This is a genomic window from Candidatus Magnetaquicoccus inordinatus (assembly GCF_004217665.1).
Taxonomy (GTDB): domain Bacteria; phylum Pseudomonadota; class Magnetococcia; order Magnetococcales; family Magnetaquicoccaceae; genus Magnetaquicoccus; species Magnetaquicoccus inordinatus.
This window is the reverse complement of the sequence record NZ_RXIU01000027.1, coordinates 1-24,735: the sequence shown is the minus strand read 5'-3', so window position 1 is coordinate 24,735 and position 24,735 is coordinate 1. Positions and strand designations below refer to the sequence as shown.

Sequence of the window (24,735 nt, the reverse complement as noted above, 5' to 3'; positions counted from 1 at the left end):
ATGGAAGCAAGCTGTGCGGATTGGCGCGCATTTTTGCGCCAATCCGCACAGCATCCCCATGGGGGTAGAGCTGGCGATCCAGCACAAACCTGAATAGTTACAATGCAGCTTCTAATAGACCCCTTTATCGTTCAAAAACTGGCTGTAACTGCGATCTTCATTCAAGACATGACGCACAATCCATTGGTTGAAAAATTGACTGAAATCAATTTGTGCTGAGCCTTGATGCTCTTTGATCTGTTCGCGGTAGCGATGCACCTGTTCGACCAAGAGACGATGTTTTTTCTGGTGTTGTTCCAGCCCCGGATAGCCATAACGCTGCAGGAGACGCTCTTCAGCGCTGAAATGGTATTCTGTATACTGGACAAGAGAGGAGAAGGCTTTTTCTAACGGTCCCCACCCTTGATTGGCATGTACAATCTCCATAATGCCGTTGGCAATTTCCAAGAGTTTTTTGTGATGGATATCCATTTCGGCAATCTGCACATTAAAGGCATTATTCCACTTAAAATTGCCCACCTCTCCCGTGCCGTGAATCACTTGCAGGGCCCGTTTTTGGTACCCTTCAAACAGTTTCCAGCGCACAATGGGAATCTCTTGCAACAACTCACCAGGAATTTGATAGAGTTCGGTCTCTGTGCTGGTGGTGAGGCTGAACAGGGAGGGAGAGCCAAACAGGGCCATCTCCTCACCAAAAAAGTCACGACTGCTCAAAATATCCACCTGTTCGCCAGCCAGGCTGCGGATCACCGTTCCTGAACGGATGATGTGCAATTTGCCCATATCCTGATAGGTGAGGTCATGATTGGCGGGGACGCGGTAACTGTGGGCGGCTTGCACAATTTGATCGAGAACCGGATAGGGTACCCCTTCGGAAAACAGAGTGGTGGCTTGCAGAAAGCTGCGCCGATCAAACATGGTTTCAATAACATTGAGCAGATTGTTGCGCTCAACCAGCTCCAAAAACAGAAAAGAGGGAATGGCCAGAGCCTGGACAAAACAGGCAGTGCTGTAGGTAAAGCGGGAGGGTTGTTTATGCAAAACGGCATCTTCGCCAATCAGAACGCCGATGGTGACTTTGCCGCTGAACTGCTCTTTGGTGCGGAACAGATCAACTGTGCCGCTGAGAACCAGATAGATCTCCTCTGGCATCTCTCCCTCTTTGAGGAGAATTTTTCCTGGTGGCAGAGGAATGATGGGGGCATTGAGCAAGATGCGCAGATGGTGCAGGGGCATCTCTGGCAGTGCCGATTGCAAAAAGGCAAAAGCACTGCGGCGCGCTGCATCCGAGAGACCATGAATCAGAACATCCATCATGCCATGTGGGGCATTGGAGCCAATTTCCCGCTCTTCCGGGGTCAGTTCACGGGCGATATGGGAGAGCAAAATGCGCTGTGAGCGATCTTCCTGAAAATCTTTGGCGACGCCATGAATCATTCCGCCACCGATATCCAATTTTTTCAAATGGGCAGGAGTCAGATATTCATTGCATACTTTGGCAAAGGTGGCGGCATCGATACCCGGTTGCTTGGGATCTTCATTGATCATTTTGCGCAACAGATCCAGGGAGATGATGTCGGCAAAGTGGGCGTAAGTTTTGTAACCATCCTTCCAGAGAGTTCGGAACATAAAGATGGTGGTTTCCAGGGGGTGAGGAGAGTAGCAGGGGCGTACTTCCAAACCTTCAATATCGTTCCAACTGTCGGCCTGCAGGTCATGGACGGCAAAATAGTCGCGAAATTGCTCCTCTTCGATGGCCAACAGAGCGGAGAGTTTTTTTTCTACACTGGCACGCACCAAACGAGTGGCAAAATATTTTATTTTGCGACCGGCCCGCATCAAGGTAGTGATGCCGGCAAAATGGTCGTCATGGGCGTGGGTATGAAAGAGCCCTTCCACCTCGTCGATGCCGATGCCCAGTGACTGCAGATTGTTGTACAGATTGGGACCGGCATCCACCAGATAGATCTTGCCTTGAAACATCACAATACTGGACATGCTGGGCCGATTGACATCCCAACCATCGCCATCGCCGGAATGGACCACCGCAAAATATTCCCTGGTCAACATTTGATAACCGAGTGGATAGGCCGATTCGTAGCGTTCTCCCGGAGCCAGATTGAGATCGACAGTAACGCTGGTGCCCTCATGGGAGATCTCAAAAATATTGTCGGCACGCCGCAGCAGGGTGACTCCAGGACCAATTGTGACGGCCTCATTTTCGATAATACAGGTCTCCAGGAGATCCCGACTGGAGCGAATGGCGCCAAATGCAAAACGTAACTTCATGCGCATCATGGCTGCCGCCGTTTGGGCATCGACACCGCTTTCCTCAATCTCTTGTGTGGAGACGAGGCCATAATTGCCGCGGTAGATATATTGCAGTTGCGCATTGACCTGTTCCTGGCGACCGATCAGCAGGGGTTTTTGCCCGGTATTGTTGGGATGGTTCGGCAGAATCAACCCTTGTTTATAGAGCATCTGCAGCACCGGAAAATCTCCCAAATTGGCAAATTCGCCATTTTGCAACATCAGATCAGAGAGCAAAATGGCGTTGGGACCGGTTTCGCAGGGGATGCCATTTTTTTCGGTGGCAACAATCAGCCCCCGTTTCATCAGATGCTTGACACAATCCATCGGGCAACCGCAGAGAATGCGTAAGTTTGCTTCTGGAATTTCAACCCAATGAATACCTTTGGCGACAGAGATTTTTTGGATGGTCATGGCTGGTTTTTCTGAAAAAATGGAGCAGGTGACATTTTACCAAGAGGAGGCCCTTTAACAGGCCGGTGGCTGTTTCAGGAAGGTGGTAAAATCATCGGTACTCATGGGTTTGCCATAATAATAGCCCTGAATTTCGTCGCAGCCGAGCTGGGAGAGAAACTGCATTTGTTGGCGATTTTCCACTCCCTCGGCGACAATTTTCAAATTTAACTGTTTGGCCAAGGCAATAATAGCTTGTACGATGGCTGCAGAGTCTTGATCCTCGCTGACACTGGTGATAAACGAGCGGTCGATTTTTAAGGTCTGGATCGGCAAATGTTTCAGCGAGCTTAACGACGAATAGCCGGTACCAAAATCATCGATGGAAATTTTGATTCCCAGCTCGCGCACCTTGTGTAAAAGAGCTACAACGCTACTCACATTTTGCATCATCATGCTTTCCGTGATCTCCACTTCCAATGCGGAAGCAGGCAAACCGGTCTCCTGGAGAATCTCCTGCAGGGTATTGAGCAGGGCATCTTCTTGTTTGAGTTGGCGCACCGAAAGATTGACCGAGACGCAGAGGGGGGAGAAGCCGGCATCGAGCCAGAGTTTGGTTTGTCGGCAAGCCTGGCGCAAGACATAGGTGCCGATGGCGACAATCAAGGCCGATTGTTCGGCGATGGGGATAAACAGACCGGGAGAGACAAACTCCGATTGATTTTTTTTCCAGCGTACCAAAGCCTCCATGCCGGCAGTGCGTCCCGAAGCGGGATTGACTTTTGGTTGATAAAATACCAACAACTCTTCGTTTTCCATGGCTGATTTAAGCGATTTTTCAATCTCCATGCGTTCCAGAGCTTCGGCCATCATGGCATAATCAAAAAAGCTGAAGGAGTTGCGCCCGGAATTTTTGGCATGATACATGGCTGTATCGGCACTTTGCAGCAACTGATCCATGTCGGCACCATCGCGGGGATAGATGGTGATACCGATGCTGGCCGAGACTTCAGCGATCCCCTCTTCAAGATGAAAAGGAGCAGCCATCTCTTGCTGGATGCGCAGGGCAATATATTCCACATACACCAACGGCGTTGATTTGGGCAGAATGATGGTAAACTCATCGCCTCCGAGGCGTGACACAGTATCGGTGGTGCGCACACAGGAGAGCAGACGATTGGCGGCCTCTTGCAGGAGTCGATCCCCTGCTTTATGTCCCATGGTGTCGTTGACCTGCTTGAAGCGATCCAGATCGATAAACATCAAGACCACTTCGGTATGGGAGCGATCGGCCACAGCGATGGCGCGTTCCAGGCGGCTGTGAAAGAGGGCACGGTTGGGAAGGCCGGTCAATTCATCAATTTCGGCCTGTTTTTGGACTTTATGCTCCAGATATTTGCGTTCCACCATGGCGGCGATGGTCATGGCCACGGAGGCGAGAAACTCCTTGTCTTTCTCCTGTGGTTGGTGGTTGGCCGGAACATAGAGATTCATCAGGCCAAAAAGGGTATTGGCCGATTGGATGGGGATTTGATAATGACCATGCGCTGGCAAGGAGTCAAAATGAACCCCTCCATGTTCTGCTGTTGCCAAGGTGTGTTCAGGCAGCAGCGGTGGCTCCAGATGTTGCGCATCAAAACCGATACAACAGGCCAGATTGAGCACTTTTTTGTCGGGATCGACCAGGTAGATGCTCCCCTGGGGTAAAAGAGGAAACCAGCCCATGGCAAACAGAGTCTCCAGAATATGGCGCAGTTGCTGTTCCAGAGACATGGGGATCAAGGCGGTTTTCAGCAAAATGTTCAGGGTGTGAACGCTTTGCGACTCCTGCGTTTTCAGGCTGGCGATCAATTGTGCCTGCACCAGCTCTTTTTCTTTACGTTTTTTTGTTACAAAAAGTGCTGCCACAATCAGCAGGGAGCCTCCGGCAACAGCAAGAGAGCTCCAGAGCATCCATGTGGGCAGAGCATCCTGGCTGGCACCGGCAAACCAACGGTTGAAGGATTGATAATAAAAGGAGCTTTTATCGGCCTTCATCGCTTTGAGATGCAGATCCAAGCGGCTGAGTATTTCTGCATGCTTGCCTTTGGGAGCCGCATAGCGCACCTCCATGGGGCAGCAGATGATGGGGCTGCGGATGATGTTATTATACTGTTTTTCCAAGACCATACCTGCAGTACGGGGTACCACACCTGCATCGGCTTTGCCGGTGGCTACCTGCTGCAAAACCTGTTGATAGCCGGAGAGTTCTTGCCAATGGTGGTGGATATTGAGCCCCTTCATCAATTGACTGAAATGGGTGGAATAGATGTCGTTGGCGACACCGGCGACCTGTTTGTCACTCAGATCCAACACCGATTGCAGTTTATTGTCATGGACATAGAGTTGTCCCCAGTTGGAAAGAGCCATTTCGCTTGTATAATCATAGAGCTTGGCTCGTTCCGGGGTATAGGCGATGGCAACCAGCAGATCGATCTCGCCTTTTTCTAAATGTTTGAGCTGGTTGGCCCAGGTGTCAAATTGATAGGTGAGTTTCCAGCCCTCATTTTCGGCGATCCGCTCCAGGATGTCGATATAAAATCCTTTGATTTGGCCGCTGTTGCTCTCGCTGAATACGCCGGGTTGGTTGTCATAGACCCCTACGACAAGCGTTTTCTCGGCATGCAGCGTTAAGGGCAGGAATAACCCTAACAGCAGAAGAGACAGAAAGCGAAACATGGCACAAAAATCACCTGGTTAAGTGTAAATAACGACCTCAGAACAGTATGCTGTGTTTGCCAGCAAATAGCAATTTCCAACCTGGTGCAGAATGAGATTTTGCTGCACAGCGGAGTAATAATTTGCTATCATGCTTTTTGTCAAATCGGTTGCGTTGGGAGCGTTCTGCTGCGCAGGCATCTCTGTAGGAAGGGCAGAGCATAATGGTGAGAGGGAATTTTGTACGATCTCTGTTGTGTTGCTTGCTGCTCCTGTTGTTGACGGGGTGCAGGACAGAGGAGGAGTCGCTCTATCAGCCGCAATATGCCAAAGAGCCTGTGATAAAACAGGCAACCTATATCTTTGCAGTCCATCCGTTACACAATCCTGAACGTTTGTTTGAAATTTATCAGCCATTGGTGGAATGGATCAACCGGCAGTTGCCGGAGGGGCAGTTGCGTCTGGAGGCTTCACGCAATTATGCGGCCTTTGAAGAAAAGCTCTTTGCCGGTCACGTTCACTTTGCGTTGCCCAATCCCTACCAAACCATTACCGCCATAGAGCATGGTTACCGGGTTTTTGGCAAAATGGGCGATGATGAACAATTTCGTGGGATTATCTTGGTCCGGCGTGACAGCGGTATTGAAGAGATCAGTGATTTGCGTGGCAAAGCAATCAGCTATCCGGCGGCAACCGCCCTGGCTGCCACCATGATGCCGCAATGGTTTTTACATACCCATGGTCTGCATGTTCTCCACGATGTGGACAATCGCTATGTCGGATCCCAGGAATCGGCGATGATGAATGTCTATTTGCGCCATACTGCGGCGGGGGCAACCTGGATTTTGCCCTGGCGGGCATTCAGTCGGGAACGACCAGAGCTGGCCAAAGAGCTGGTGGTCAAATGGCAAACCGACAAGATGCCCAATAACAGCCTGATGGTGCGTCACGATGTCCCAGATCGGGTGGTGCAGCAGGTGGGGGAGATTCTTTTCAATTTACAGAACCATGCACCAGGAAAAGCCATCTTGCAACCGATGGCCCTCAGCTCTTTTGAAGCGGCAGATAATAGTACCTATCAGCCTGTGCAAGAGTTTTTACAGCGTTTTGCTCAGGAAGTGCGTCCATTGCGGGTGGAACCATGAGGAGATGGTGGCAGCAGTTTTGGACGGCATCCATCCGTCGGCAATTGATTTTGGCGATTGCCCTGATTCATGCGGTGTTGATGACGGTTTTTGTTTGGGATCTGCTGAGCAGGCAACAAGATTTTTTATACCAACAACGGCAACAGCAGGCCATCAGTTTGAGTCATACCCTGGCAGCCAATAGCACCTCCTGGGTGTTGGCCAATGATGTGATTGGTTTGGAAGAGGTTGTCTCTGCTCTGAAACACTATCCCGAGTTGCGCTATGCCATGGTGTTGTCGCCGCAAGGGCAGGTGATGGGTCATACCGATCGGCAAAAGGTGGGTTGGTATGTGGTCGATGCCCTGAGCCAAACTCTGCTGCAAAAAACGCCTGCTGCAGTGGTTTTGTTTGCCGATGCCCAATTGGTGGATGTGGCCTTTCCGGTGTTGCTGGATCAGCACCTCTTGGGATGGGCAAGAATTGCCTTTACCCAGGATGCTATACTCCAGGAGTTGTTGGAGATTCGCCATGATGGATTACTCTATACGCTGACGGCGATTCTGGTAGGGACATTGTTTGCGGTGTTGCTGGCGCGTGGGGTGACTCGTGGTCTCTATGAGGTGTTGACAGTGGTAGAGGCAACGCGGCAAGGGGTGCGCGATCAGCGTATTGCCCTGATTCGTCGTGATGAGATCGGTCAATTGGCCAGCGGTTTTAACCGCATGCTGGATGCCCTGCAGAGTGAAGAGCAGGCACTGTTGCTGGCGCAAAAAAATCTTCTGACCGCCAAACGCAAAGCCGAAGAGGCCAATCAGGCCAAAAGCAATTTTTTGGCGGCGGTAAGCCATGAGTTGCGCACGCCTATGAATGTCATTATCGGTCTGGGGGATGTCATGTTGGAGACTCTCCTCGATGCCGAACAACAGGAATATGTACGTAAACAACAGAATGCCAGTCAAAATTTATTGGAGTTGATCAATCAGATCCTCGATTTATCCAAGATTGAAGAGGGACAGGTCACCATTATGGAGGCCCCCATGCGTCTTCCAGCATTGCTGCACGAAGTGATCGAGTTGTTACAGATTTTGGCGGGCAATAAAGGTTTGCAATTGCATAGCTGGTTGGATCCAAAGCTGCCACAACTAATCTGGGCAGATCGTTTTCGTCTGCGGCAGGTCTTGTTCAATGTGATCAGCAATTCGATCAAATTTACCGAGACAGGGGAGATCTCTATCGTTGCTCAAGAGGTGCAAGAGGAGGGGGCGCAACTCTATATTGAGGTGCATGATACCGGAATCGGGATCACAAATGCGCAGTTGGATACCATTTTTGAGGCTTTTACCCAGGCCGATTCCAGCATTTCCCGGCGTTTTGGTGGCACTGGCCTGGGATTGGCAATCTCGCGCTCACTGATGCGCCTGATGGGAGGCGAAATCACTGTGGAGAGTCAAATTGGCGAGGGAAGTACTTTCAGGATCATCTTGCCTTTGCGCCGGGTGCAAGATTCCGCCCGCAACACAGAACAGTCATTGCCAATAATGGCTCCTCTCCAGAGCAGTCAGTTGCGCATTCTTTTGGCAGAAGATACCGAAGATAATCAAATGCTGATCCGTGCTTTTCTCAAAGATTCGCCCCATCAGTTGTCGATTGTCAATCAGGGGCGGGCGGCTGTCGAACAGGTGGCGCTGCAGTGTTTTGACCTGATATTGATGGATGTGCAGATGCCGGTGATGGATGGCTATACGGCGACGCGCGCCATTCGGCAATGGGAAGAGGAAAATCAGATGCAGCGTCTGCCCATTGTCGCTTTGACCGCCAACGCACTGAGTGGTGAAGAGGAGCGCAGTCGGGCTGCCGGATGTGATTATTATCTGGCAAAACCGATTCGGAAACAGCAGTTTCTGGCTTTGCTGCAGCAAATTCCTGTGCTGAATCGATCCTGATCGGGGTAGGGCAATAAGAGAGGCTCAGGGCAATCGCATTTGAAAATCAGAAAATTATTATGGAGCTCCAGGAGGAGATTATCTCCTCCTGGTGGGTGTGGGCAAAGCCCTGCTGGTAATGTGCGGCGTTTCACAAAAGCGAATGCTTAAACATTCGCGCACGCCGCACCGATTTGTCCCGCAGGGCACTCTTTGGGAGGGCGGAGGCCCGACAGGCACCGTTTCGCTTGTGGCAACAGTGAGGAAATTGGCAAATGCGCTTGCTTTGAAGAGAGGCTTGACTTGAGCGGATAAAAAACAGTATATCTTGCAAAATAAGTATTTTGTTGCAGAGTGGTGAGGGAGTGGTTTCATGGCCAAAGAACGGATTGCCCATGACTTGCCGTCGATCAAGCGCTTATCCAGGCAGGGTCAGCAGGTGAAGAGGGGTGGCAAACCAGCGAAGGGGAGAGTGGCATCTGTTGGGTACCGTGCTCAGGTTTCCGCAGCGGAACGACGCTATCGGGCCTTGCTGGATGCAACCCCTTTGGCGATGCAAATATTTGCTGTGGATGGCAGCACGATTTTTGTCAATCGGGCTTGGGAAAAGATGTGGGGCGTGCCTTTGTCCTGGTTGCAGGAGATCAATTATAATGTTTTGCACGATCAAGAGCTGGAGCGTCTTGGAGTAAAAGAGGATATTTTACGGGCCTTTTTGGGGGAGAGTCGCATCATTGGTCCGCTTGTTTATGATCGGGCAACGGAGAGTGGTGGTCGCCAAGGCGGACGTTTACGCTTAAGAAGCCATATCTATCCTGTCAAAGATGAAGGGCAAAGGGTTCAGGAGGTCATCGTTATTCATGAAGATGTACGTGCCGAAGGGTTTGCCTCGGCGGTAATAGCGGCAGAGGTGGATGGCATAGCGGTATGCCATGGCATTTGTGAACCACCTTATGTGCATTTTACTGTGTGGAATCCAGCCATGGAAAAATTGACCGGCTATTCCCTGGCCGAGATCAATCTTCTGGGTTGGTATCAGACAGTTTATGTGGATCCATCGGTACAGGAGTTGGCCAAAGAGAGAATGGGTCGCATGCGTCAGGGGGAACATTTGCAGGGTGAAGAGTGGACGATTACCTGCAAGGATGGCAGCAAGAGAGTGGTGGAAATATTTACCACGGAGGTGATTACGGAGGAGAACAGTTCCGTATTGGCGGTGATGAAGGATGTCACCGAGCAGCGTCAAGGTGAACGTGCTTTGCGGGAGGCGCGGGAGGTGGCAGAGCGGGCCAGTCAGGCTAAAAGTGAATTTTTGGCCATGATGAGCCATGAGATCCGTACCCCGATCAATATCATGATCGGCATGGGCGATTTGTTGGACGAGACAGCGTTGAGCGACGAGCAAAGGGCGATGGTCAAGCGTCTGCATGGGGCTGGCAACCATTTGATGATGATGGTCGATCAAATATTGGATCTTTCTCGCGTGGAGGCAGGAAAATTGCGGATGCTGCCGGAAGCGCTGGCCATTCGTCCGCTTCTGGAAGAGGTTGTGGAATCTTTTCGGGGATTGGCCGAGGCAAAAGGGTTGTTTTTGCAGAGCAGTGTGCAGACGGAGCTTCCTGAGTGGCTCACCGTGGATGGGGTACGCTTACGGCAAATATTATTCAATCTCTTGGAGAATGCACTCAAATTTTCCGAACAAGGCGGGGTGCGCGTTGTTTTTTCCCAAACAGAGGAAGCAGAGTCAGGAAAATGGCTGCAGATTATGGTAGAGGATAGCGGGATCGGTATTGATGAGGCACAGCAAGAGCGCATTTTTGATCATTTTACCCAGGGCGATAGCAGCTATTCACGTCGGCACCAGGGTGTGGGATTAGGCTTGGCCCTGGCCAGACGGCTTGCTGAATGGATGGGTGGGAAGATCTCTGTACAGAGTACGGTAGGTGTGGGAAGCTGTTTTATGGTACAGGTGCCGTTGTGGCCAGCCGAGGCGTTATTGCCCCAGGTGAGCGCCTTGTTGGCATCAGTAAAGCGTGATTGGGGGTTGCAGATCCTTTTGGCTGAAGACAACCCTGAAAATCAAGAGTTGATTCGGACCTTTTTGCGTGAGAGCGGACATCGCTTGCACATTGTATCGGATGGTTGGCAAGCCTGCCAGCGGGTCCAGGAGGGAGGGATTGACCTGGTTTTAATGGATGTGCAGATGCCGGTGATGGATGGTTATGAAGCAATCCGCAAGATTCGTGCTTGGGAATTGACACAGAAGCGCGTTGCCTTGCCGATCATCACCTTGACAGCCCATGCTTTGACAGGAGAAAAAGAGCGCAGTCTGGCGGCTGGCAGCGATCAATTTTTGACCAAACCTGTCCGTAAAAAACATCTGTTGGCGGTTATTGAGCAGTTTGCCGAGCGTTTGCACCAGATTGGATTGTGTTGATTTTGCGTAACGATTCAGGTTCATGCTGGCTCGCCAGCTCTACCCCTATGGGGATGCTGTGCGGATTGGCGCAACAGTGCGCGCCAATGCGCACAGCTTGCTTCCATTAGGCGCTTAAGCCGACGCAAAAAGCGCGTCGGCTTCGTGTGCTAAGCGCGCCAAAAGCAAAAGATTAAAAGATTAAAAATCCCAGAGGCTTTGCCTCTGGACTCCACCAGGGAGGTGCCTTCCCTGGACCCCCAGTTGTTTTGGGTGGTGAATAGTTACGATTTTGCTTTATGCGCAGAGACGGGAGTGTTAGAGTGGCGGTCGGTTGGTTTGTGATCCAAATGGATGAGTAACCTGGCTGAAGACCAGGTTTTTTTGTCTGTGGAGGGGAAGATGCGTTGGTTGTTGTTGGCAGAAGCGCTGATTGTGGGTGTGGTGATGGCCGGGGTGCGTCGCTATGGTGTTGAGCCGGAGAGCATTGGTTTGACCTGCCAGGCGGCCACTGCACCGTGGTGGTGTGAGCTGCGCTTGGCCTTGATTTTGGCCGTCCATCATCAACTGATTGGTTATATGGCAGCAGCTTTTGGCATTCTCTCTTTGCTGACACCACAGCCTTTTTGGGCCCGCTTGGCCATGGATGTGGGAGCTGCCGGTTTGGCTTTTTACAATGTCTCCTGGGCGGCAGCAGGCTTTATTTTGGGGCTGCTGGTGCTGTGGGATGCTCCTGCTTTAGGCGGAAAATGGCTGCATAAGAGAGAAGAGGCAGGGACATAAGCACAATGAGTGCCTGCCAAAGCATCGCTTCCCTGTTGACCGGTAACTCAATAACGACACCAAAAGCGGCACAAAGCAGCAAAAGCACACCCAATATATGTTCCTGAGCTCCTTGCGGACGTTCTCCCTGGGTCAGCCAGCGCAGCCACAGCAATAATACTGGCAAGGCATACAGAGCGCTGGGAAAATCGCGATAGCGTCCATCCGTCACCAGACAAAGAGCAGTCAAAGCCGCTGAAAAGAGGGTGGCTGCTTGCAGAATACCGCTAAAAATATTCTCTTTACTGATGCCAAGCGCCCATCCTCGTCCGAGGAGAATTGCACGGAGTTGCTGCAACGAGCAGGGGGTGGCTCGCAGCCAACTGTTGCCATGTTGGCCAAGCAAGGCAGCAATACTGAGTGTGACCAGCAAAAGCAGGAGCAGGCCCGTCCAACCCAGACTCCAATCAAGAAAATTTTGACTGGCATCGTTGAGCTGTTGCCAACGCCAGAAGGCCAGACCAGAGCTGACCATGCCGAGCAGAGCCAGAGCAAAACGGCGCAAGAAGGAGTGGTGTGGTTGCGCAAAAAAGAGCAACAAAACCAGTGAAAAAGCGGCACCAAGGGCAAGAGGGATGGGCCAGGAGGGCAGGGGAGTGACCGGTCCGGTCAAGGGAAATTTGACCTGGCGTTGATGGTTGAAAAGGCCCCAATGGCTGCCCACGGTTCCTTCCTGGAATCTTTTCCAGGGTTGATCGAATGCTTCGATGAGATTATAGGCGATCTCTTGTTGGCTGGTGAGGGCAATAAACTCACGGATAAAGCGAGCCTGTTCGACCCGTCCTGGGATGGCCTCCTGGCGGCTGCGTCCGGCGCTGGGCCAGCCTATCTCGCCGACCAGGATGGTTTTTCCAGGGAAGGCTTGTTGCATTTTTATCAAGATGTTCCGTACATGTTCCAGAGCGCTGGGGACGCCGACTGGGTGATCCTCCCAGTAGGGCAAGAGGTGGATAGTCAAAAAGTCCACATGCTCGGCAACTTGTGGATTTTGCAGCCAAAACTCCCAGACATCGGCATAGGTGATGGGCAGGGAGCTCTGTTTGCGCATGCTTTGCAAAACCTCAATCAGTTGTGGCGCGTTTAATTCACGGCGCAACAGCACTTCGTTTCCCACCACCAGAGCCCGGACCACTCCAGGTTTGGCAACCGCCAGGGTGGCCGCCATCTGTTGGGCATTGATCTGTTTGTCTGGCCCGATCCAGGTACCCAGCAATACCTGCAGACCTTTTTTTTCGGCAAGTTCGACCACTGACCCCTGACCCTGGGTTGCAGAATAGGTGCGCACACAATGGGTAAGAGGAGCCAATTGGTTGAGATCTTCTTCAATTTGTTGGCGGGAGATAAACAAATTGGGGTCGAAAGGTGTCTGTCCCTCGCGAAACGGAGCATAGGAGAGACATTGATAGCGTCCGGCAGGGACATCAGGGAGCGACACCCCCTGTCCACCTTGTTGCCAGAAGAGAGTGGCCAGCAGCACGGTGGCAAGCCACGGCAAGAGGGTGGAGAGAAAAGGCATGGCGACTCCCTGCAGGGCAAGGTGAAAAAAGTGTCTACTCAGGCGGTTAGAGCATTTCCTGGGCAACGGTCAAACGGTTACGGCCATTTTCTTTGGAATGGTAGAGCATTTCATCGGCCTGTTTCAATAGAGCAGCCGCTTCCAGATCGTTGCGCGGCAGGCAAGCACTGCCTCCGATACTGACGGTGACAATAGCATCCGGGACTTTGGAAAAAGCATGGGGCAGAGCCAGAGTACGGATAGCGGCCAAAATCTCTTCGCCCACTTTTTTGATTCCCGCCAGGCCGGTACCGGGCAGCAGACAGACAATCTCTTCTCCACCATAGCGGGCGACCAGATCGGGTGGGCGAAGCAAAACCCCTTGAATGGTCCGCGCCACTTGGCGCAAACAGTCGTCACCAGCCGGATGTCCATAATTATCGTTATAGAGTTTGAAACAGTCAATATCGAGCAGCAGCAGGCCCAAGGTGCCAGAGGCACGGACGGCTCTGGACCATTCGCTATGCAAGGATTCGTCAAACCAGCGCCGATTGGCCAAGTTGGTCAAAGCATCGGTACGGGAGAGGGCGACCACTTGCCGATGTGCCTCGGCCAATTCTCGCTCTATGCGCACAAAATCTTTGACCAGTGCTTGCAGGAGCTGTTCATTGACCAGTTGATCGGCCAGTTGTGCTTGCTGTTCCAACAGGCGATTCATCATCGCCCCATAGGAGCGTTGCAGACGATTTTCAAAGGCAAAATTAAAAAGATGATGATCGATCGTGAGCTTGTCCATCATGCGGGCCCCAGGATATGGTCGATACCAATATCTTTGAAAGAGCGCAGCAAGCGGTAGACTGCCTGGATATGCTCACGAGTATGGAAAATGGAACCATGTTGTGGTGCCACCATGATGGCATTGATGGAGGCAAGGATCTGCACTGCATGATGCAAGGCGCGATTACAGGGCATCACCTCCCGGTGAAACTGATGGACCAACGACCAGATACAGGTCTGTGGATTGGGACAGGTTGGATTATGCCCAGGAGGAGAAAAATCGTGACAAGAGAGACATTGATCGGGCAATTCAGCAAACAGTTTCCATTGATCGGGTTGGGCGACATTGCCGCAAAGGTCGCTGCTGAAGAGGATGGAGCTGGTTTCGTCGAGGGTGACAAAACTGCCAGCCGAATGGGCATAAGGGGTCGGATAAAAGAGCAGGCGACGGCCAGAAGCAAGCTTGAGTTGCAGATTCAAATCATCGATGCACAAGATTTCTGCCTGCACGGCATAGTGGCGGATGAAGGGGATGTTCTCTTTTTTAGAGAGAATGCGCAGATTTTTGTGCCCGATAATCTGCTCCAAATTGGGAATCGAGCCGCAGAGATCCGGGTCATAGTGTTGGTAAACCAGGTAGCGGATCTGTTCGGGAGCAATTCCGGTTTGCAGAATTTTGCGCATGACCGTACTGAAATCGGGGCGGCTGCCGCCGTCGATCAACACCCCCTCTTCATTATCAATAATCAAGTATGGATTGGCGGGGACGCCCCCTTTGCCAGAGGATCCACCGACCCAATAGACCCCTCTGGATAATTGGACTGGTTTATCCAAATCGATGTTATGGTTAAGAACTGCGTGCATTCTGCTCTCCTGGTGAGTAAATAGCGATTCCCTTCTTGTATCATCACTGATACCTGCCTGAACGCATGATGTCACCTAGTATTTCGTATTGTTCAATTTGCTGTCAACCGTTGCTTGTTTGTCTGTCCGCTCTAATGGGCATGTTCTATTTGCTGGCAAAGAATAATCCTTGCCAAAGGGGTAATACTCTTAAATTATCGCAAAGCTGGCTGTCTGGACTGGTTGTCAGCCATTCATGAGTCGGCAGGGTGACCCCATTTCAGGAGGAGGCAAGATGGCAGAAGCTGAGAGAGATGAGCGCAGTGCGGCACAAGAGGAGTGGTTTAATAACATTACCTCACTGTTGGTGGCAATCCTGGCAATTATGATGGGAATTTTTGATGTCAAGGATGGCAATATTGCTCAGGCGATGAGTCAGGCGCAGGTCAAGGCGGCGGATACCTGGGCCTATTATCAGGCCAAGAGTACCAAGCAGAACATAGCAGAAAATCATTTGCAGGTTCTCAAGTTGGATCAGTTACGCACAGCGGGCATAACAGAGGATTATGTGCGGGCGGTACAGACACGGATTGAGACAACGCAACAGGAGATTGCCCGCTATCAGAAGGAGAAAGAGGATTTGCAACAACAGGCAAAATCATGGGAAGAGCAATATGAGAAGCTCAATTTTCGTGATGATCAATTTGACATGGCGGAAGCGGGAATGGGTATAGCGATTGCCATGTTGGGAATTGGTGCCTTGACCCGGCATCGCTGGTTGTTGGCAGTGGCTGTTTTGTTTGGCGTTTTTGGTACGTTGGTCGGATTGGCAGGATTTTTTGGCTGGAGTTTTCACCCGGATATTTTGGCCCAGTGGTTGAGCTGAGAGTCAATTTTGAGGAATGATGACTGGCAATGTCAAACGTGATATACTTGCCTGTGATGCGTGACTGGGTCGGATAGCAGTCGCTAACAGGAGCAACTCACCAATACGGCGAGGCAAGCGTCGTGTCAGTGCCTCTCTTTGCCGTCTGAGTTTACATACCTCGACGGGGTGAACTACTCCCTTCATTTCAGAGAAGAGTGCCATTCTTATGTCAAACAGTATGCAGCATGCGTATCAGGGAATTGCCCGAGCGGATCGAGAAAAACGGATTGGTCACCGGAGTCTGCTGATTTGGTTTACTGGTCTTTCCGGTTCAGGCAAGAGCACCATGGCTGTGGCAATGGAGGCTGAACTGCAGAGGCGAGGTCTGTTGACCTATGTGCTTGATGGCGATGTCGTGCGCCGCGGACTTTGCAGCGACCTGGGATTTTCCCTTGAAGATCGCACGGAAAATATTCGCCGTATCGGTGAGGTTGCCAAGTTGATGGTCGATGCCGGTGTGATTGTTCTGGCAGCCTTTATCTCCCCTTTGGCCAAGGATCGGCAACGTGTGCGCGAGATCATGCCAGAGGGCAGCTTTTTTGAGGTCTATTGCAACAGTTCACTTTCGGTGTGTGAACACCGCGATGTCAAAGGACTATACAAGAAAGCCAGAGAGGGAAAAATTGCCGAATTTACTGGAATCAGCTCTGTTTATGAGGAGCCGAGCAATCCAGAAATGATTCTGCCCACTGGAACCTCTACCGTTGCGTCATGTGTGGAGCAATTGATGAGTGCCATCATGGCAAAAGTGGCAATATCGGCTGCAGAACATGTTTAGAAAGGGATGTCGAAATGAAAATCAGGGTTGGTTTGATTGGTTTTGGCTATTGGGGGCCCTATCTTTATCGCAACTTTAACGCCAATCCCGGCTTTGTCGTAAAAACCGTTGCGGATCAACATGCACAGCGGCGCAACATTGCCAAAGGTTTGCATCTGCAATTGCAAGTAATCTCTGACGGGGAAGAGATTGCCAAGGATCCAGAGATCGATTTGGTGGTCATCGCCACTCCGGTAGCTACCCATTATCATTTGGCAAAATTGGCTCTTGAACATGGCAAACATGTTTTGGTGGAAAAACCGTTTTGCTCTTCGGTCAGTCAAGCGGAAGAGTTGCTTGAATTGGCCAAGAAGATGGGTGTACTGATCTTTCTTGATCATACCTATCTTTTTACCACCGCTGTGCAGATGATCCAGAAGATCTGTCACTCGGATGAATTGGGTAAGATCTCTTATTATGACTCCATGCGGGTCAACCTGGGTCTCTTTCAGCCAGATGTCAATGTATTGTGGGATTTGGCACCCCATGATTTTTCCATAGTGGATTATCTGTTTCGCGAAGAGCCATTATTGATTAATGCCACCGGCTATTGCCATGTCAACCAAAATTTACCCGATATTGTCTACATCACCATGCACTTTCCCTCAGCCATGGTGGCCCATTTTAATTTGAGCTGGATGTCACCGGTCAAGGTGCGGCGCACCTTTATTGGGGGCAGCGCCAAGATGTTGTTGTGGGATGATCTGGAGAGTGATCAAAAGATTAAAATCTATAACTCCGGCATCAGCTTTCAGCCGGAGGATGATCGCGAGGTGATTATTCCCTCCTATCGCTTAGGCGATGTCTATTCCCCGCGGGTCGAAAACCGGGAAGCGCTTGCCTCTTTGGTGGAACATTGTCGGCGCGTGATCACCGGCAAAGAGGAGTCCAGAGTCAGCGGAGAGAATGGTTTGCGGGTGATGCGGCTGTTGGAGCGGACGCAAGCTGTTTTGGATTTGCATCTGGCAGAAGTGGCCGCTTTGCGGAGTGATGCCTCATGAAAAGTCGGATTCTGGTAACTGGTGGTGCAGGATTTATCGGCAGTCATTTGGTTGATTGGTTGGTAGCCAGAGAGCAGGCGGTGACAGTGTTGGATGATTTTTCCACTGGCAGTCGCGGCAATCTGCTCGCAGCCATGCAAAAGGGCGATGTACGGATAGTCGAGGGTTCGATTCTGGATCAACAGGCCATCGAAGAGGCGATGCGCGATTGTGAACTGGTCTATCATTTGGCCGTGCAATGTGTGCGTCGCTCCCTGGGGGCTCCCCTGCACAATCATGCGGTCAATGCCACAGGCACCCTCAATGTATTGGAGGTGGCGCGGCAACAGCGGGTCAAACGCTTTCTCTATTGCTCCTCTTCCGAGGTTTATGGCAACAGCTCCACGGCCCGTCTTACCGAGGATACCCTGTGCCAGCCAACTACCGTTTATGGTGCAGCCAAGTTGGCCGGAGAATATTATACCCTTGCCTATCAACGTACCTATGGATTGCCGATCACCGTGGTCAGACCTTTCAATGCCTATGGGCCACGTGAACATGATCAGGGCGATTTGGCCGAGGTGATCCCGCGCTTTGTCATTCGCATTCTCAATGGCCTGCCACCGATCATCTTTGGCAATGGTTTGCAGGGGCGTGATTTTACCTATGTGACCGAGATTGCCAAAGGAATCGGTATGGCTGGCCTGGCCGAGGCAACAACAGGAAGGGTGGTCAATATGGCCTATGGCCAAATGATCACCATCCGTGAGGTGGCCAGGATAATCGCCGAGCAGATTGGCAGAGCTGATTTGCAACCGCAGTTTGTCGATGAACGACCAGGTGATGTGCTGGCTTTGCATGCCGATACTGGCTTGGCCAAGGAGCTGCTGGCTTATCGGGCCGAAATCGCCTTTGCCGAGGGGGTAGGGCGCTATTTGCATTGGTTCAAGGAGAGCTACGCGGATCCCTCTTTGTTGTTGGAAGAGAGTTATATCAATTGGCAAATGCCCCCTAAAGCAGGATAGAGGCGATGACGGAAGAAGCGATTGCATTCAGCAAGCCCTGGATGGGTGCCGAAGAGTTGCAGCTTGTGCAGGAGGTTTTGCAGAGTCGTTGGCTGGTAGGTGGTGCCAAATTGGCGGAATTTGAGCGTCTTTGGGCAGAATATTGCGGCTGTCGGCAGGCAATAGGGCTCTCTTCCTGGACCACGGGGGCCTTTTTGGTGTTGCATGCCTGGGGCATTCAGCCAGGCGATGAGGTGATTGTTCCCTCTTTGACTTTTATCGCTTCCGTCAATGTGATTCGCCATGTGGGGGCAACGCCGGTGTTTGCGGATATTGACCCCTTGACCTGGAATATCGATCCCGAAGATGTGGCGCGCAAAATTACCCCGCGTACCAAAGTGATCATGCCGGTTGATCAACTGGGTTTGCCGTGTGCTATCGATGCGATTAATGTTTTGGCGCAACAGCATGGCTTGCGGGTATTGGATGATGCCGCTTGTGCCTTCGGCAGTCGCAACCAGGGCCGTGCGGTGGGATCGTTGGCCGATGTCTCCATCTTCAGTCTGCATGCCCGGAAAATTATCACCACCGGCGAAGGCGGGATGATTGTCACCGATGATACGGAGTTGGCGGAGCGCTTGCGGCGTTTGCGTCATCAGGGGATGTCACTTTCCGATTTTGCTCGCCATAACGCTTCTCCGACCACCTTTGAAAGCTATCCAGAGGTCGGCTACAATTATCGAATTACCGATATTCAAGCAGCCATTGGGCTGGCGCAGTTGGCGCGCCTGGAGGAGATTTTGGCGCGGCGACGCAGCATAGCCGAGCGCTATCTGAGCCGTTTGGCTCATCATCCCTGTTTTCGTTTGCCCTTTGTGCCAGAGGGTATGCAGCCCAATTGGCAGAGTTTTCAGATTGCGGTGTCGGCAGAGAGCCCTCTCAATCGCAATCAATGGATGGAGCGGCTCCATGCGCAAGGCGTTCCGACGCGGCGTGGGGTGATGGCAGCCCATAGGGAAGCTCCTTATCAAGCCCTGGCGGCAACTCTTCCCCATACGGAAGCGGCAACCGCTACCACCTTGCAGTTGCCGATCTATCCAGAAATGAGTGAGCAGCAGCAAGAGCAGGTCTTGGCGGCTTTGGTGGATTATTGAGAGGAAAGTGCCAATGGAACGGGTAAATGTATCGCAGGGGACTCTGGCAATTCGTGAAGTGCTGATGGGGGAGAGGGTACGCTATTTTTCTTTTGTCAATCTGTATGAGTGTACAATAGGCAGCGATAGTAAAATTGGCACCTTTGTTGAAATTCAAAAAAATGCTGTGATTGGTGAGCGTTGCAAAATATCGTCGCACACCTTTATTTGTGAAGGGGTGCATATTGGCAATGATGTTTTTGTTGGGCATGGGGTGATGTTTATCAATGACAAGCTGCCTCGCGCCAGTCACAACCAGCAATTGATCACCGATGAGTGGACTTTGACCGAGACCCATATCGAGGATGAGGTTTCTATCGGTTCCAATGCGACAATATTGTGTGGGGTACGTATTGGCCGTGGCGCATTGATTGGGGCTGGGGCAGTGGTAACCCATGATGTGGCACCTGGAGCGGTGGTGATGGGCAATCCGGCCAGGGAGCGGTTATTGGCAGCAGCAACCGGCGAGTGACAGATTGATTAAAGGATGATCCAGAATGGCTGAACAGTGCGCAGCGGTACCTTTTGCTGATCTTTCCATCCAGTGGCAGGCGATACGGGAGCGGGCCTTACCGGATTTGCTCAAGCTGTTTGAGAGCAGTGAATATTGTTTGGGTTCATGGGTGAGCGCCTTTGAGCGTGATTTTGCCCAATATGTTGGCAGCAGACATGCTGTAGCGGTCAATTCGGGAACCTCGGCGTTGCATTTGGCTTTGCTGGCGGCAGGGATTGGGCCTGGTGACCGGGTCATCTTGCCGTCACACACTTTTGTCGCCACCCTGTGGGCGGTGCTTTATGTGGGGGCAGAGCCGATCTTGTGCGATATTGATCCCAGGACCGGCACCATGGATGTGGAGGATGCCAGAAGGCGCATGCTCCCGGGATGCAAAGCGATTATGCCGGTACATCTTTATGGTCAGCCGGTAGATATGCAGGCAGTGCTTGCTCTGGCGCAAGAGAAGGGGCTATTGATTATTGAGGATGTGGCTCAGGCGCATGGCGCCCGATTTGCTGGACGTAGCGTAGGCAGCATAGGCTCTTATGGTTGTTTCAGTTTTTATCCGGGAAAAAATTTGGGAGCGGCTGGTGAAGGGGGCATGGTGGTTACCGAAGATGGGCAAGCGGCGGAAAAAATGCGTGCGCTGCGCAATCATGGGCAATACCAGCGCTGGATTCATCAGGAGTTGGGATATAATTATCGGATGGAGGGGATTCAGGGGCTGATTTTAGGACACAAATTGCCACTATTGCCGGGATGGACGGATGAGAGGCGGCGGATTGCCAAGCGTTATGAGGAGGGGCTGGCCGATTTGCCGTTGCTCTTGCCGCGTGTGCTCAATCATGACCATGTATTTCATTTGTATGTCATTCGCACTCCCCAGCGCGAAGGTCTGCGTCGTTATTTGGAAGAGAGGTTGATCCAGACTGGGATTCACTATCCGATTCCGGTGCATCGGCAGCCCTGTTATACGCAGTTGCAACTGCGTTTGGATGCAGAATATCCACAGACTGACCTGTTTACTGAGCAATGTCTCTCCTTGCCCTTGTTTGTGGGGATGAGCGATGCCCAGATAGAGAGAGTGGTGGCAGCGATACGGGACTATTTTGCTGAGGGAAGTCGGGAATAAGATGCGACTGGCAGATTTTATTATTGGTGGTGCCCCACGGAGTGGCACAAGTTGGCTGTGGCATTTGGCGGACCGGCATCCAGGCTTGGCGATGGCCAAGCCGTTACGACCGGAGCCAAAATTTTTTCTCATCGATGAGTTGTATAACAAGGGGGCAGACTATTATTCCGCAACCTGGTTTGCCGATTTGCCGGAAACAGTTTTGGTAGGTGAAAAAAGTACCAACTATCTGGAAGGAGTAGGGGTAGCCGCACGGATCAAGGAGACCATTCCTGATGTGCGTTTGATCTTTTTGTTGCGCAATCCTGTTGAGCGCGCCTATTCCAATTATGGATGGTCGCGCAAAAATGGAATGGAAAATGAGGGGTTTATGCAAGCTCTCCTCCTGGAGGAGCAGAGAGAGGCAGAGTTGCCAGCAGCATTGCGCTATGCCAGACCGCATGCCTATTTTTCCAGGGGCTTGTATGCCGATTTATTGGCTCCCTTTTTTGCACTTTTTCCGCGCGAACAGATATTGATTGTGCGTACTGAAGAGATTGCCCAGCACCCCACACTGGTTGCCGAAAAGCTGCATCGCTTTTTGGGTATTGAGGTGCGTGCACAGGATGCGCTGGGGTTGGCACCGATCAATCAATTACCACCGGGAGAGCCCCTGCCTGAGGATGCGCGCAGTTGGATGTTGGAACGGTATGCCGAACCCAATCGACGCTTGGCAGCATTGCTGGGAGGAGATTTTGTGCCATGGTTTATCTAGGCAGAGAGGATGCCCGAGCAAGAGAGGATGCTCTGCCCTTTGATCCACGCACGATCTGCCTGACGATGGATGTGGAGTGGGCCTGTGCAGAAATATTGGCCGATTTGTGCAGGCTGTTGGATGAGCGTCAATTGCGGGCAACCTTCTTTGTCACCCATTCCGGGGTAGAGGTTGCCGGTCATGAACGGGGTTTGCATCCCAATTTTCGCCGCAACGGCGATACCTTGCGCGCATTTCGTGCGGCCCATCCCCTTGCTGATGAAAGCAAGATTGATGAGCTTTCGTTGTATCGCTTTGTCCTGCAAAGAACCCATGCCTTTGCCAGTGAAGCCCGGGGGGTGCGGAGTCACAGCCTGTATTATGATTCGCAATTATTGGAAATTTATAGAGAAATTGGTATTGAATATGATGCGACTTATCTGATACCATTAAAGAGTGGTTTGCTGCCCTTTTGGAAAGAGTATGGGATTCTGGAGTGTCCGACCTATTTTAGTGACCATTTTGAATTAAAGAGTGGCTTGACCGGTTTTGATACTGACAAATTGGCATTGTCAGAACCAGGATTGAAGATCATCAATTTTCATCCCAATATGCTCTATATCAACGCAGTGAGCAATGAGCATTATATGGCCAGCCGCAAAGATTATCACAACCATGAAAAGTTACTAAAAGAGCGCCATTCTGGTATTGGTGTACGCAGCATGTTTATAGATTTGCTGGATCGGATTGTCGCCGAAGCTCTGCCGACAGCGACATTGGGAGAGATTAACCGTTTGTGGCGTGGTTGGCAGCCATGGGCAGGTCGTTAATCGGTTGTGCCAATTATAATTATTATGAAAATATATCCGCAAAGTCAATAGGCATGTTTGGGTGTTGTGATATAAATAATAAAATGAAACAACTAATATAGTGGAAGGTGATGCAATGGCAATTACAACGGCGGTAGCCAGAGTGATCAGTAAAATGGCCGAGCAACAATTTTTTACTGGCAGAAAGTTGACGATGATCGAGCTTGGTGCCACGGAAGTAAGCTGGAATATGCCGGGTTTGCCTTTTGTAATAGACCGGGATGTGGTTACCCAATTATATAATAATTTTGGCATAAAGGATGCCGAGCAGCATATTGCATCTGACCGCATGTCCGGTTCCTTGTTCAAGAGGTTTGGTTTTGAATATCGCTGCATAGACATGACCAATTTGCCATTTGAGATGCTGAAATGGGATCTTAATATTATAGAATGCCCGCCGGAACATTTGGGAAGATATTTGTTGACCACCAATTTAGGAACATCGGAACATGTTTTTAACCAATATAATGTTTTTCGCTTGATTCATGATTTAACCTCTGTAGGTGGATATATAGTCAATTCATTGCCCAGTAATGGTTGGCTGGATCACTCTTTTTTTAATTATTCCCCAGTTTTTTTCAAGAAGCTGGCAAGCGCCAATGGTTATGCTTTGAATTTTATTGGTTTGGTAGTGTTTGAATATCAGGGCAATAAATTGCTTACCAGTCTTTCTGCATTGCCCCCTCGCAAGGAAGATTATCCGCCGTGGTTCAGTACTTGCGCTGTTTTTACAAAAAAAAATAACGACGAATTCAAAATGCCTTACGATGTGTTTTAGCTGGCTCAATTTCAGGTAAAATGCTTGCAGCTTGCTCATTTTTCTTGGTCATGATGAGCAGCATTTATTCAGACTTTTTTTGAGGGTTTCCGATGGGTGAGTGTATCGATTTTAATCTGATCAATTCGCTGAGAAAGATGACGAAACGAGATTATACCGAGAGAGTTTGCAAACATGATAAGCTGAAGTTGGTGCAAGATGCCATGCGCCTTGACCAAGAGTATTGGGATGGTGATCGCATGTCAGGATATGGTGGTTATCGCTATATACCTGGACGCTGGACACAATTGGCGTCATCTTTGATCAATCATTACCAACTTGACAATAATGCAAAAATTTTGGAAATTGGTTGCGGTAAAGGTTTTTTGCTGTATGAATTTTCATTATTGCTTCCTGGGGTAACAGTGTGTGGAATTGATGCCTCACAATATTCAGTAGCTCATGGCAAAGAGGAGATCCGGGAGTCTCTGCAGGTGGGCAGTGCGACAGATTTACCATTTGCCGATGCTGCCTTTGATCTGGTCGTATCCCTTAATACATTGCAGTTGCTCACAAATTATGAACTGTTCAAGGCGCTAAAAGAGATTGAGCGGGTAAGCACAAGGCATAAATGGCTTCTTCTTGAATCTTACAGAAATGAAGAAGAAAAGTTGAATATGTTAAACTGGCAATTGATACAAAGAACTTTTTATCGCACCGACGAATGGGAATGGTTTATGGATCTTGCTGGTTATAGTGGAGATTATGCGTTTACCTTCTATGAATGATCGCATGCAAATTTTATGGTAACTATTCAGGTTCGTGCTGGCTCGCCAGCTCTACCCCCATGGGGATGCTGTGGGCATTGGCGCAAAAAATGCGCGCCAATGCCCACAGCTTGCTTCCATTAGGCGCGCTGCGCCGACGCAAAGAGCGCGTCGGCTTAGTTTGAAAAGCGCGCCAAAGACAAAAGATTAAAGGATTAAAAGCAAAATCCCAGGGATTCCATCCCTGGACCCGGCCA

General features: G+C 50.8%; 21 protein-coding genes. 15 read left to right on the top strand and 6 right to left on the bottom strand.

Features of this window, described 5'->3' with window-relative positions:
- Window positions 1–111: 111 nt before the first annotated feature.
- Both EJP87_RS03990 and EJP87_RS03985 read right to left on the bottom strand, forming a co-directional pair.
- A complete protein-coding gene (locus EJP87_RS03990; protein WP_130470572.1) occupies window positions 112–2,724 on the bottom strand; it encodes a bacteriohemerythrin in 2,613 nt (870 codons plus the stop codon).
- A 54-nt stretch (window positions 2,725–2,778) separates the two neighbouring features.
- Complete coding sequence (locus EJP87_RS03985; RefSeq protein WP_130470571.1) at window positions 2,779–5,421, bottom strand: EAL domain-containing protein; 2,643 nt, start codon at window positions 5,419–5,421, stop codon at window positions 2,779–2,781.
- 203 nt (window positions 5,422–5,624) lie between these two features.
- Here EJP87_RS03985 and EJP87_RS03980 point away from each other — a divergent pair, with 203 nt between their 5' ends.
- The 4 genes from EJP87_RS03980 (at window position 5,625) to EJP87_RS03965 (ending at window position 11,648) form a co-directional block, all read left to right on the top strand.
- Window positions 5,625–6,545, top strand: a complete 921-nt coding sequence (locus tag EJP87_RS03980; RefSeq protein ID WP_130470570.1) for a phosphate/phosphite/phosphonate ABC transporter substrate-binding protein — start codon at window positions 5,625–5,627, stop codon at window positions 6,543–6,545.
- Window positions 6,542–8,470 (top strand): ATP-binding protein, encoded by a 1,929-nt coding sequence (locus EJP87_RS03975; protein WP_130470569.1) that lies wholly within the window; start codon window positions 6,542–6,544, stop codon window positions 8,468–8,470. The genes EJP87_RS03980 and EJP87_RS03975 overlap by 4 nt, the downstream gene beginning before the upstream one ends.
- 352 nt (window positions 8,471–8,822) lie before the next feature.
- Complete coding sequence (locus tag EJP87_RS03970) at window positions 8,823–10,886, top strand: ATP-binding protein (RefSeq protein ID WP_130470568.1); 2,064 nt, start codon at window positions 8,823–8,825, stop codon at window positions 10,884–10,886.
- Between the two features lie 333 nt (window positions 10,887–11,219).
- Complete coding sequence (locus EJP87_RS03965; RefSeq protein WP_130470567.1) at window positions 11,220–11,648, top strand: hypothetical protein; 429 nt, start codon at window positions 11,220–11,222, stop codon at window positions 11,646–11,648.
- Here the strand turns inward: EJP87_RS03965 and EJP87_RS03960 are convergent.
- The 3 genes from EJP87_RS03960 to EJP87_RS03950 are packed head-to-tail and all read right to left on the bottom strand — an operon-like array spanning window position 11,566 to window position 14,823.
- Window positions 11,566–13,203 carry a glycoside hydrolase family 17 protein gene (locus tag EJP87_RS03960; RefSeq protein ID WP_130470566.1) on the bottom strand — a complete coding sequence of 546 codons (1,638 nt, stop codon included), beginning with the start codon at window positions 13,201–13,203 and terminating at the stop codon, window positions 11,566–11,568. The genes EJP87_RS03965 and EJP87_RS03960 overlap by 83 nt on opposite strands.
- Window positions 13,204–13,249: 46 nt before the next feature.
- Window positions 13,250–13,981 (bottom strand): GGDEF domain-containing protein, encoded by a 732-nt coding sequence (locus tag EJP87_RS03955; protein ID WP_227657442.1) that lies wholly within the window; start codon window positions 13,979–13,981, stop codon window positions 13,250–13,252.
- On the bottom strand, window positions 13,978–14,823 hold the full coding sequence (locus EJP87_RS03950; protein WP_130470565.1) for an oxygen-binding di-iron domain-containing protein: 846 nt from the start codon (window positions 14,821–14,823) through the stop codon (window positions 13,978–13,980). Before EJP87_RS03950 ends, EJP87_RS03955 begins: the two co-directional genes overlap by 4 nt.
- A 274-nt stretch (window positions 14,824–15,097) precedes the next feature.
- Here EJP87_RS03950 and EJP87_RS03945 point away from each other — a divergent pair, with 274 nt between their 5' ends.
- The 11 genes from EJP87_RS03945 to EJP87_RS03895 all read left to right on the top strand — a co-directional run bounded on the left by EJP87_RS03945 (window position 15,098) and on the right by EJP87_RS03895 (window position 24,499).
- Window positions 15,098–15,688, top strand: coding sequence for a DUF4337 domain-containing protein (locus EJP87_RS03945; protein ID WP_193771124.1), 591 nt, complete (start codon window positions 15,098–15,100; stop codon window positions 15,686–15,688).
- 208 nt (window positions 15,689–15,896) lie between these two features.
- Window positions 15,897–16,508, top strand: a complete 612-nt coding sequence (gene cysC, locus EJP87_RS03940; RefSeq protein ID WP_130470563.1) for an adenylyl-sulfate kinase — start codon at window positions 15,897–15,899, stop codon at window positions 16,506–16,508.
- Between the two features lie 14 nt (window positions 16,509–16,522).
- A complete protein-coding gene (locus tag EJP87_RS03935) occupies window positions 16,523–17,548 on the top strand; it encodes a Gfo/Idh/MocA family protein (protein WP_227657441.1) in 1,026 nt (341 codons plus the stop codon).
- Window positions 17,545–18,552 carry an NAD-dependent epimerase/dehydratase family protein gene (locus EJP87_RS03930; RefSeq protein WP_130470562.1) on the top strand — a complete coding sequence of 336 codons (1,008 nt, stop codon included), beginning with the start codon at window positions 17,545–17,547 and terminating at the stop codon, window positions 18,550–18,552. The genes EJP87_RS03935 and EJP87_RS03930 overlap by 4 nt, the downstream gene beginning before the upstream one ends.
- A gap of 5 nt (window positions 18,553–18,557) precedes the next feature.
- Entirely contained in the window at window positions 18,558–19,685 is a 1,128-nt protein-coding gene (locus tag EJP87_RS03925) for a DegT/DnrJ/EryC1/StrS family aminotransferase (RefSeq protein WP_130470561.1), read from the top strand.
- A gap of 13 nt (window positions 19,686–19,698) precedes the next feature.
- Window positions 19,699–20,196 carry a DapH/DapD/GlmU-related protein gene (locus EJP87_RS18785; protein ID WP_130470560.1) on the top strand — a complete coding sequence of 166 codons (498 nt, stop codon included), beginning with the start codon at window positions 19,699–19,701 and terminating at the stop codon, window positions 20,194–20,196.
- 25 nt (window positions 20,197–20,221) lie between these two features.
- Window positions 20,222–21,352: a DegT/DnrJ/EryC1/StrS family aminotransferase gene (locus EJP87_RS03915; protein ID WP_130470559.1), complete on the top strand. Its 1,131-nt coding sequence runs from the start codon at window positions 20,222–20,224 to the stop codon at window positions 21,350–21,352.
- Window position 21,353: 1 nt separating this feature from the next.
- The gene (locus EJP87_RS03910; RefSeq protein ID WP_130470558.1) at window positions 21,354–22,106 is read left to right on the top strand and encodes a sulfotransferase family protein; all 753 of its coding nucleotides are present in this window, start codon (window positions 21,354–21,356) and stop codon (window positions 22,104–22,106) included.
- Window positions 22,094–22,915 carry a polysaccharide deacetylase WbmS family protein gene (locus tag EJP87_RS03905; protein WP_130470557.1) on the top strand — a complete coding sequence of 274 codons (822 nt, stop codon included), beginning with the start codon at window positions 22,094–22,096 and terminating at the stop codon, window positions 22,913–22,915. The genes EJP87_RS03910 and EJP87_RS03905 overlap by 13 nt, the downstream gene beginning before the upstream one ends.
- Before the next feature lie 115 nt (window positions 22,916–23,030).
- Window positions 23,031–23,732: a hypothetical protein gene (locus EJP87_RS03900; RefSeq protein ID WP_130470556.1), complete on the top strand. Its 702-nt coding sequence runs from the start codon at window positions 23,031–23,033 to the stop codon at window positions 23,730–23,732.
- Window positions 23,733–23,824: 92 nt separating this feature from the next.
- Window positions 23,825–24,499 (top strand): class I SAM-dependent methyltransferase, encoded by a 675-nt coding sequence (locus EJP87_RS03895; RefSeq protein WP_130470555.1) that lies wholly within the window; start codon window positions 23,825–23,827, stop codon window positions 24,497–24,499.
- A 22-nt stretch (window positions 24,500–24,521) separates the two neighbouring features.
- Here EJP87_RS03895 and EJP87_RS18325 read toward each other — a convergent pair.
- Window positions 24,522–24,735, bottom strand: a 214-nt coding sequence (locus tag EJP87_RS18325) for a hypothetical protein (RefSeq protein WP_227657440.1), incomplete at its 5' end; no start/stop codon positions are given.

Coding starts and splice junctions, on each gene's coding strand:
- EJP87_RS03950 (WP_130470565.1), bottom strand. CDS start 14,823: ATGCACGCAGTTCTTAACCATAACATCGATTTGGATAAACCAGTCCAA.
- EJP87_RS03970 (WP_130470568.1), top strand. CDS start 8,823: ATGGCCAAAGAACGGATTGCCCATGACTTGCCGTCGATCAAGCGCTTA.
- EJP87_RS03930 (WP_130470562.1), top strand. CDS start 17,545: ATGAAAAGTCGGATTCTGGTAACTGGTGGTGCAGGATTTATCGGCAGT.
- EJP87_RS03985 (WP_130470571.1), bottom strand. CDS start 5,421: ATGTTTCGCTTTCTGTCTCTTCTGCTGTTAGGGTTATTCCTGCCCTTA.
- EJP87_RS03975 (WP_130470569.1), top strand. CDS start 6,542: ATGAGGAGATGGTGGCAGCAGTTTTGGACGGCATCCATCCGTCGGCAA.
- EJP87_RS03905 (WP_130470557.1), top strand. CDS start 22,094: ATGGTTTATCTAGGCAGAGAGGATGCCCGAGCAAGAGAGGATGCTCTG.
- EJP87_RS03915 (WP_130470559.1), top strand. CDS start 20,222: ATGGCTGAACAGTGCGCAGCGGTACCTTTTGCTGATCTTTCCATCCAG.
- EJP87_RS03945 (WP_193771124.1), top strand. CDS start 15,098: ATGGCAGAAGCTGAGAGAGATGAGCGCAGTGCGGCACAAGAGGAGTGG.
- EJP87_RS03955 (WP_227657442.1), bottom strand. CDS start 13,981: ATGATGGACAAGCTCACGATCGATCATCATCTTTTTAATTTTGCCTTT.
- EJP87_RS03900 (WP_130470556.1), top strand. CDS start 23,031: ATGGCAATTACAACGGCGGTAGCCAGAGTGATCAGTAAAATGGCCGAG.
- EJP87_RS03980 (WP_130470570.1), top strand. CDS start 5,625: ATGGTGAGAGGGAATTTTGTACGATCTCTGTTGTGTTGCTTGCTGCTC.
- EJP87_RS03925 (WP_130470561.1), top strand. CDS start 18,558: ATGACGGAAGAAGCGATTGCATTCAGCAAGCCCTGGATGGGTGCCGAA.
- EJP87_RS03990 (WP_130470572.1), bottom strand. CDS start 2,724: ATGACCATCCAAAAAATCTCTGTCGCCAAAGGTATTCATTGGGTTGAA.
- EJP87_RS03965 (WP_130470567.1), top strand. CDS start 11,220: ATGAGTAACCTGGCTGAAGACCAGGTTTTTTTGTCTGTGGAGGGGAAG.
- cysC (WP_130470563.1), top strand. CDS start 15,897: ATGTCAAACAGTATGCAGCATGCGTATCAGGGAATTGCCCGAGCGGAT.
- EJP87_RS03960 (WP_130470566.1), bottom strand. CDS start 13,203: ATGCCTTTTCTCTCCACCCTCTTGCCGTGGCTTGCCACCGTGCTGCTG.
- EJP87_RS03895 (WP_130470555.1), top strand. CDS start 23,825: ATGGGTGAGTGTATCGATTTTAATCTGATCAATTCGCTGAGAAAGATG.
- EJP87_RS03910 (WP_130470558.1), top strand. CDS start 21,354: ATGCGACTGGCAGATTTTATTATTGGTGGTGCCCCACGGAGTGGCACA.
- EJP87_RS03935 (WP_227657441.1), top strand. CDS start 16,523: ATGAAAATCAGGGTTGGTTTGATTGGTTTTGGCTATTGGGGGCCCTAT.
- EJP87_RS18785 (WP_130470560.1), top strand. CDS start 19,699: ATGGAACGGGTAAATGTATCGCAGGGGACTCTGGCAATTCGTGAAGTG.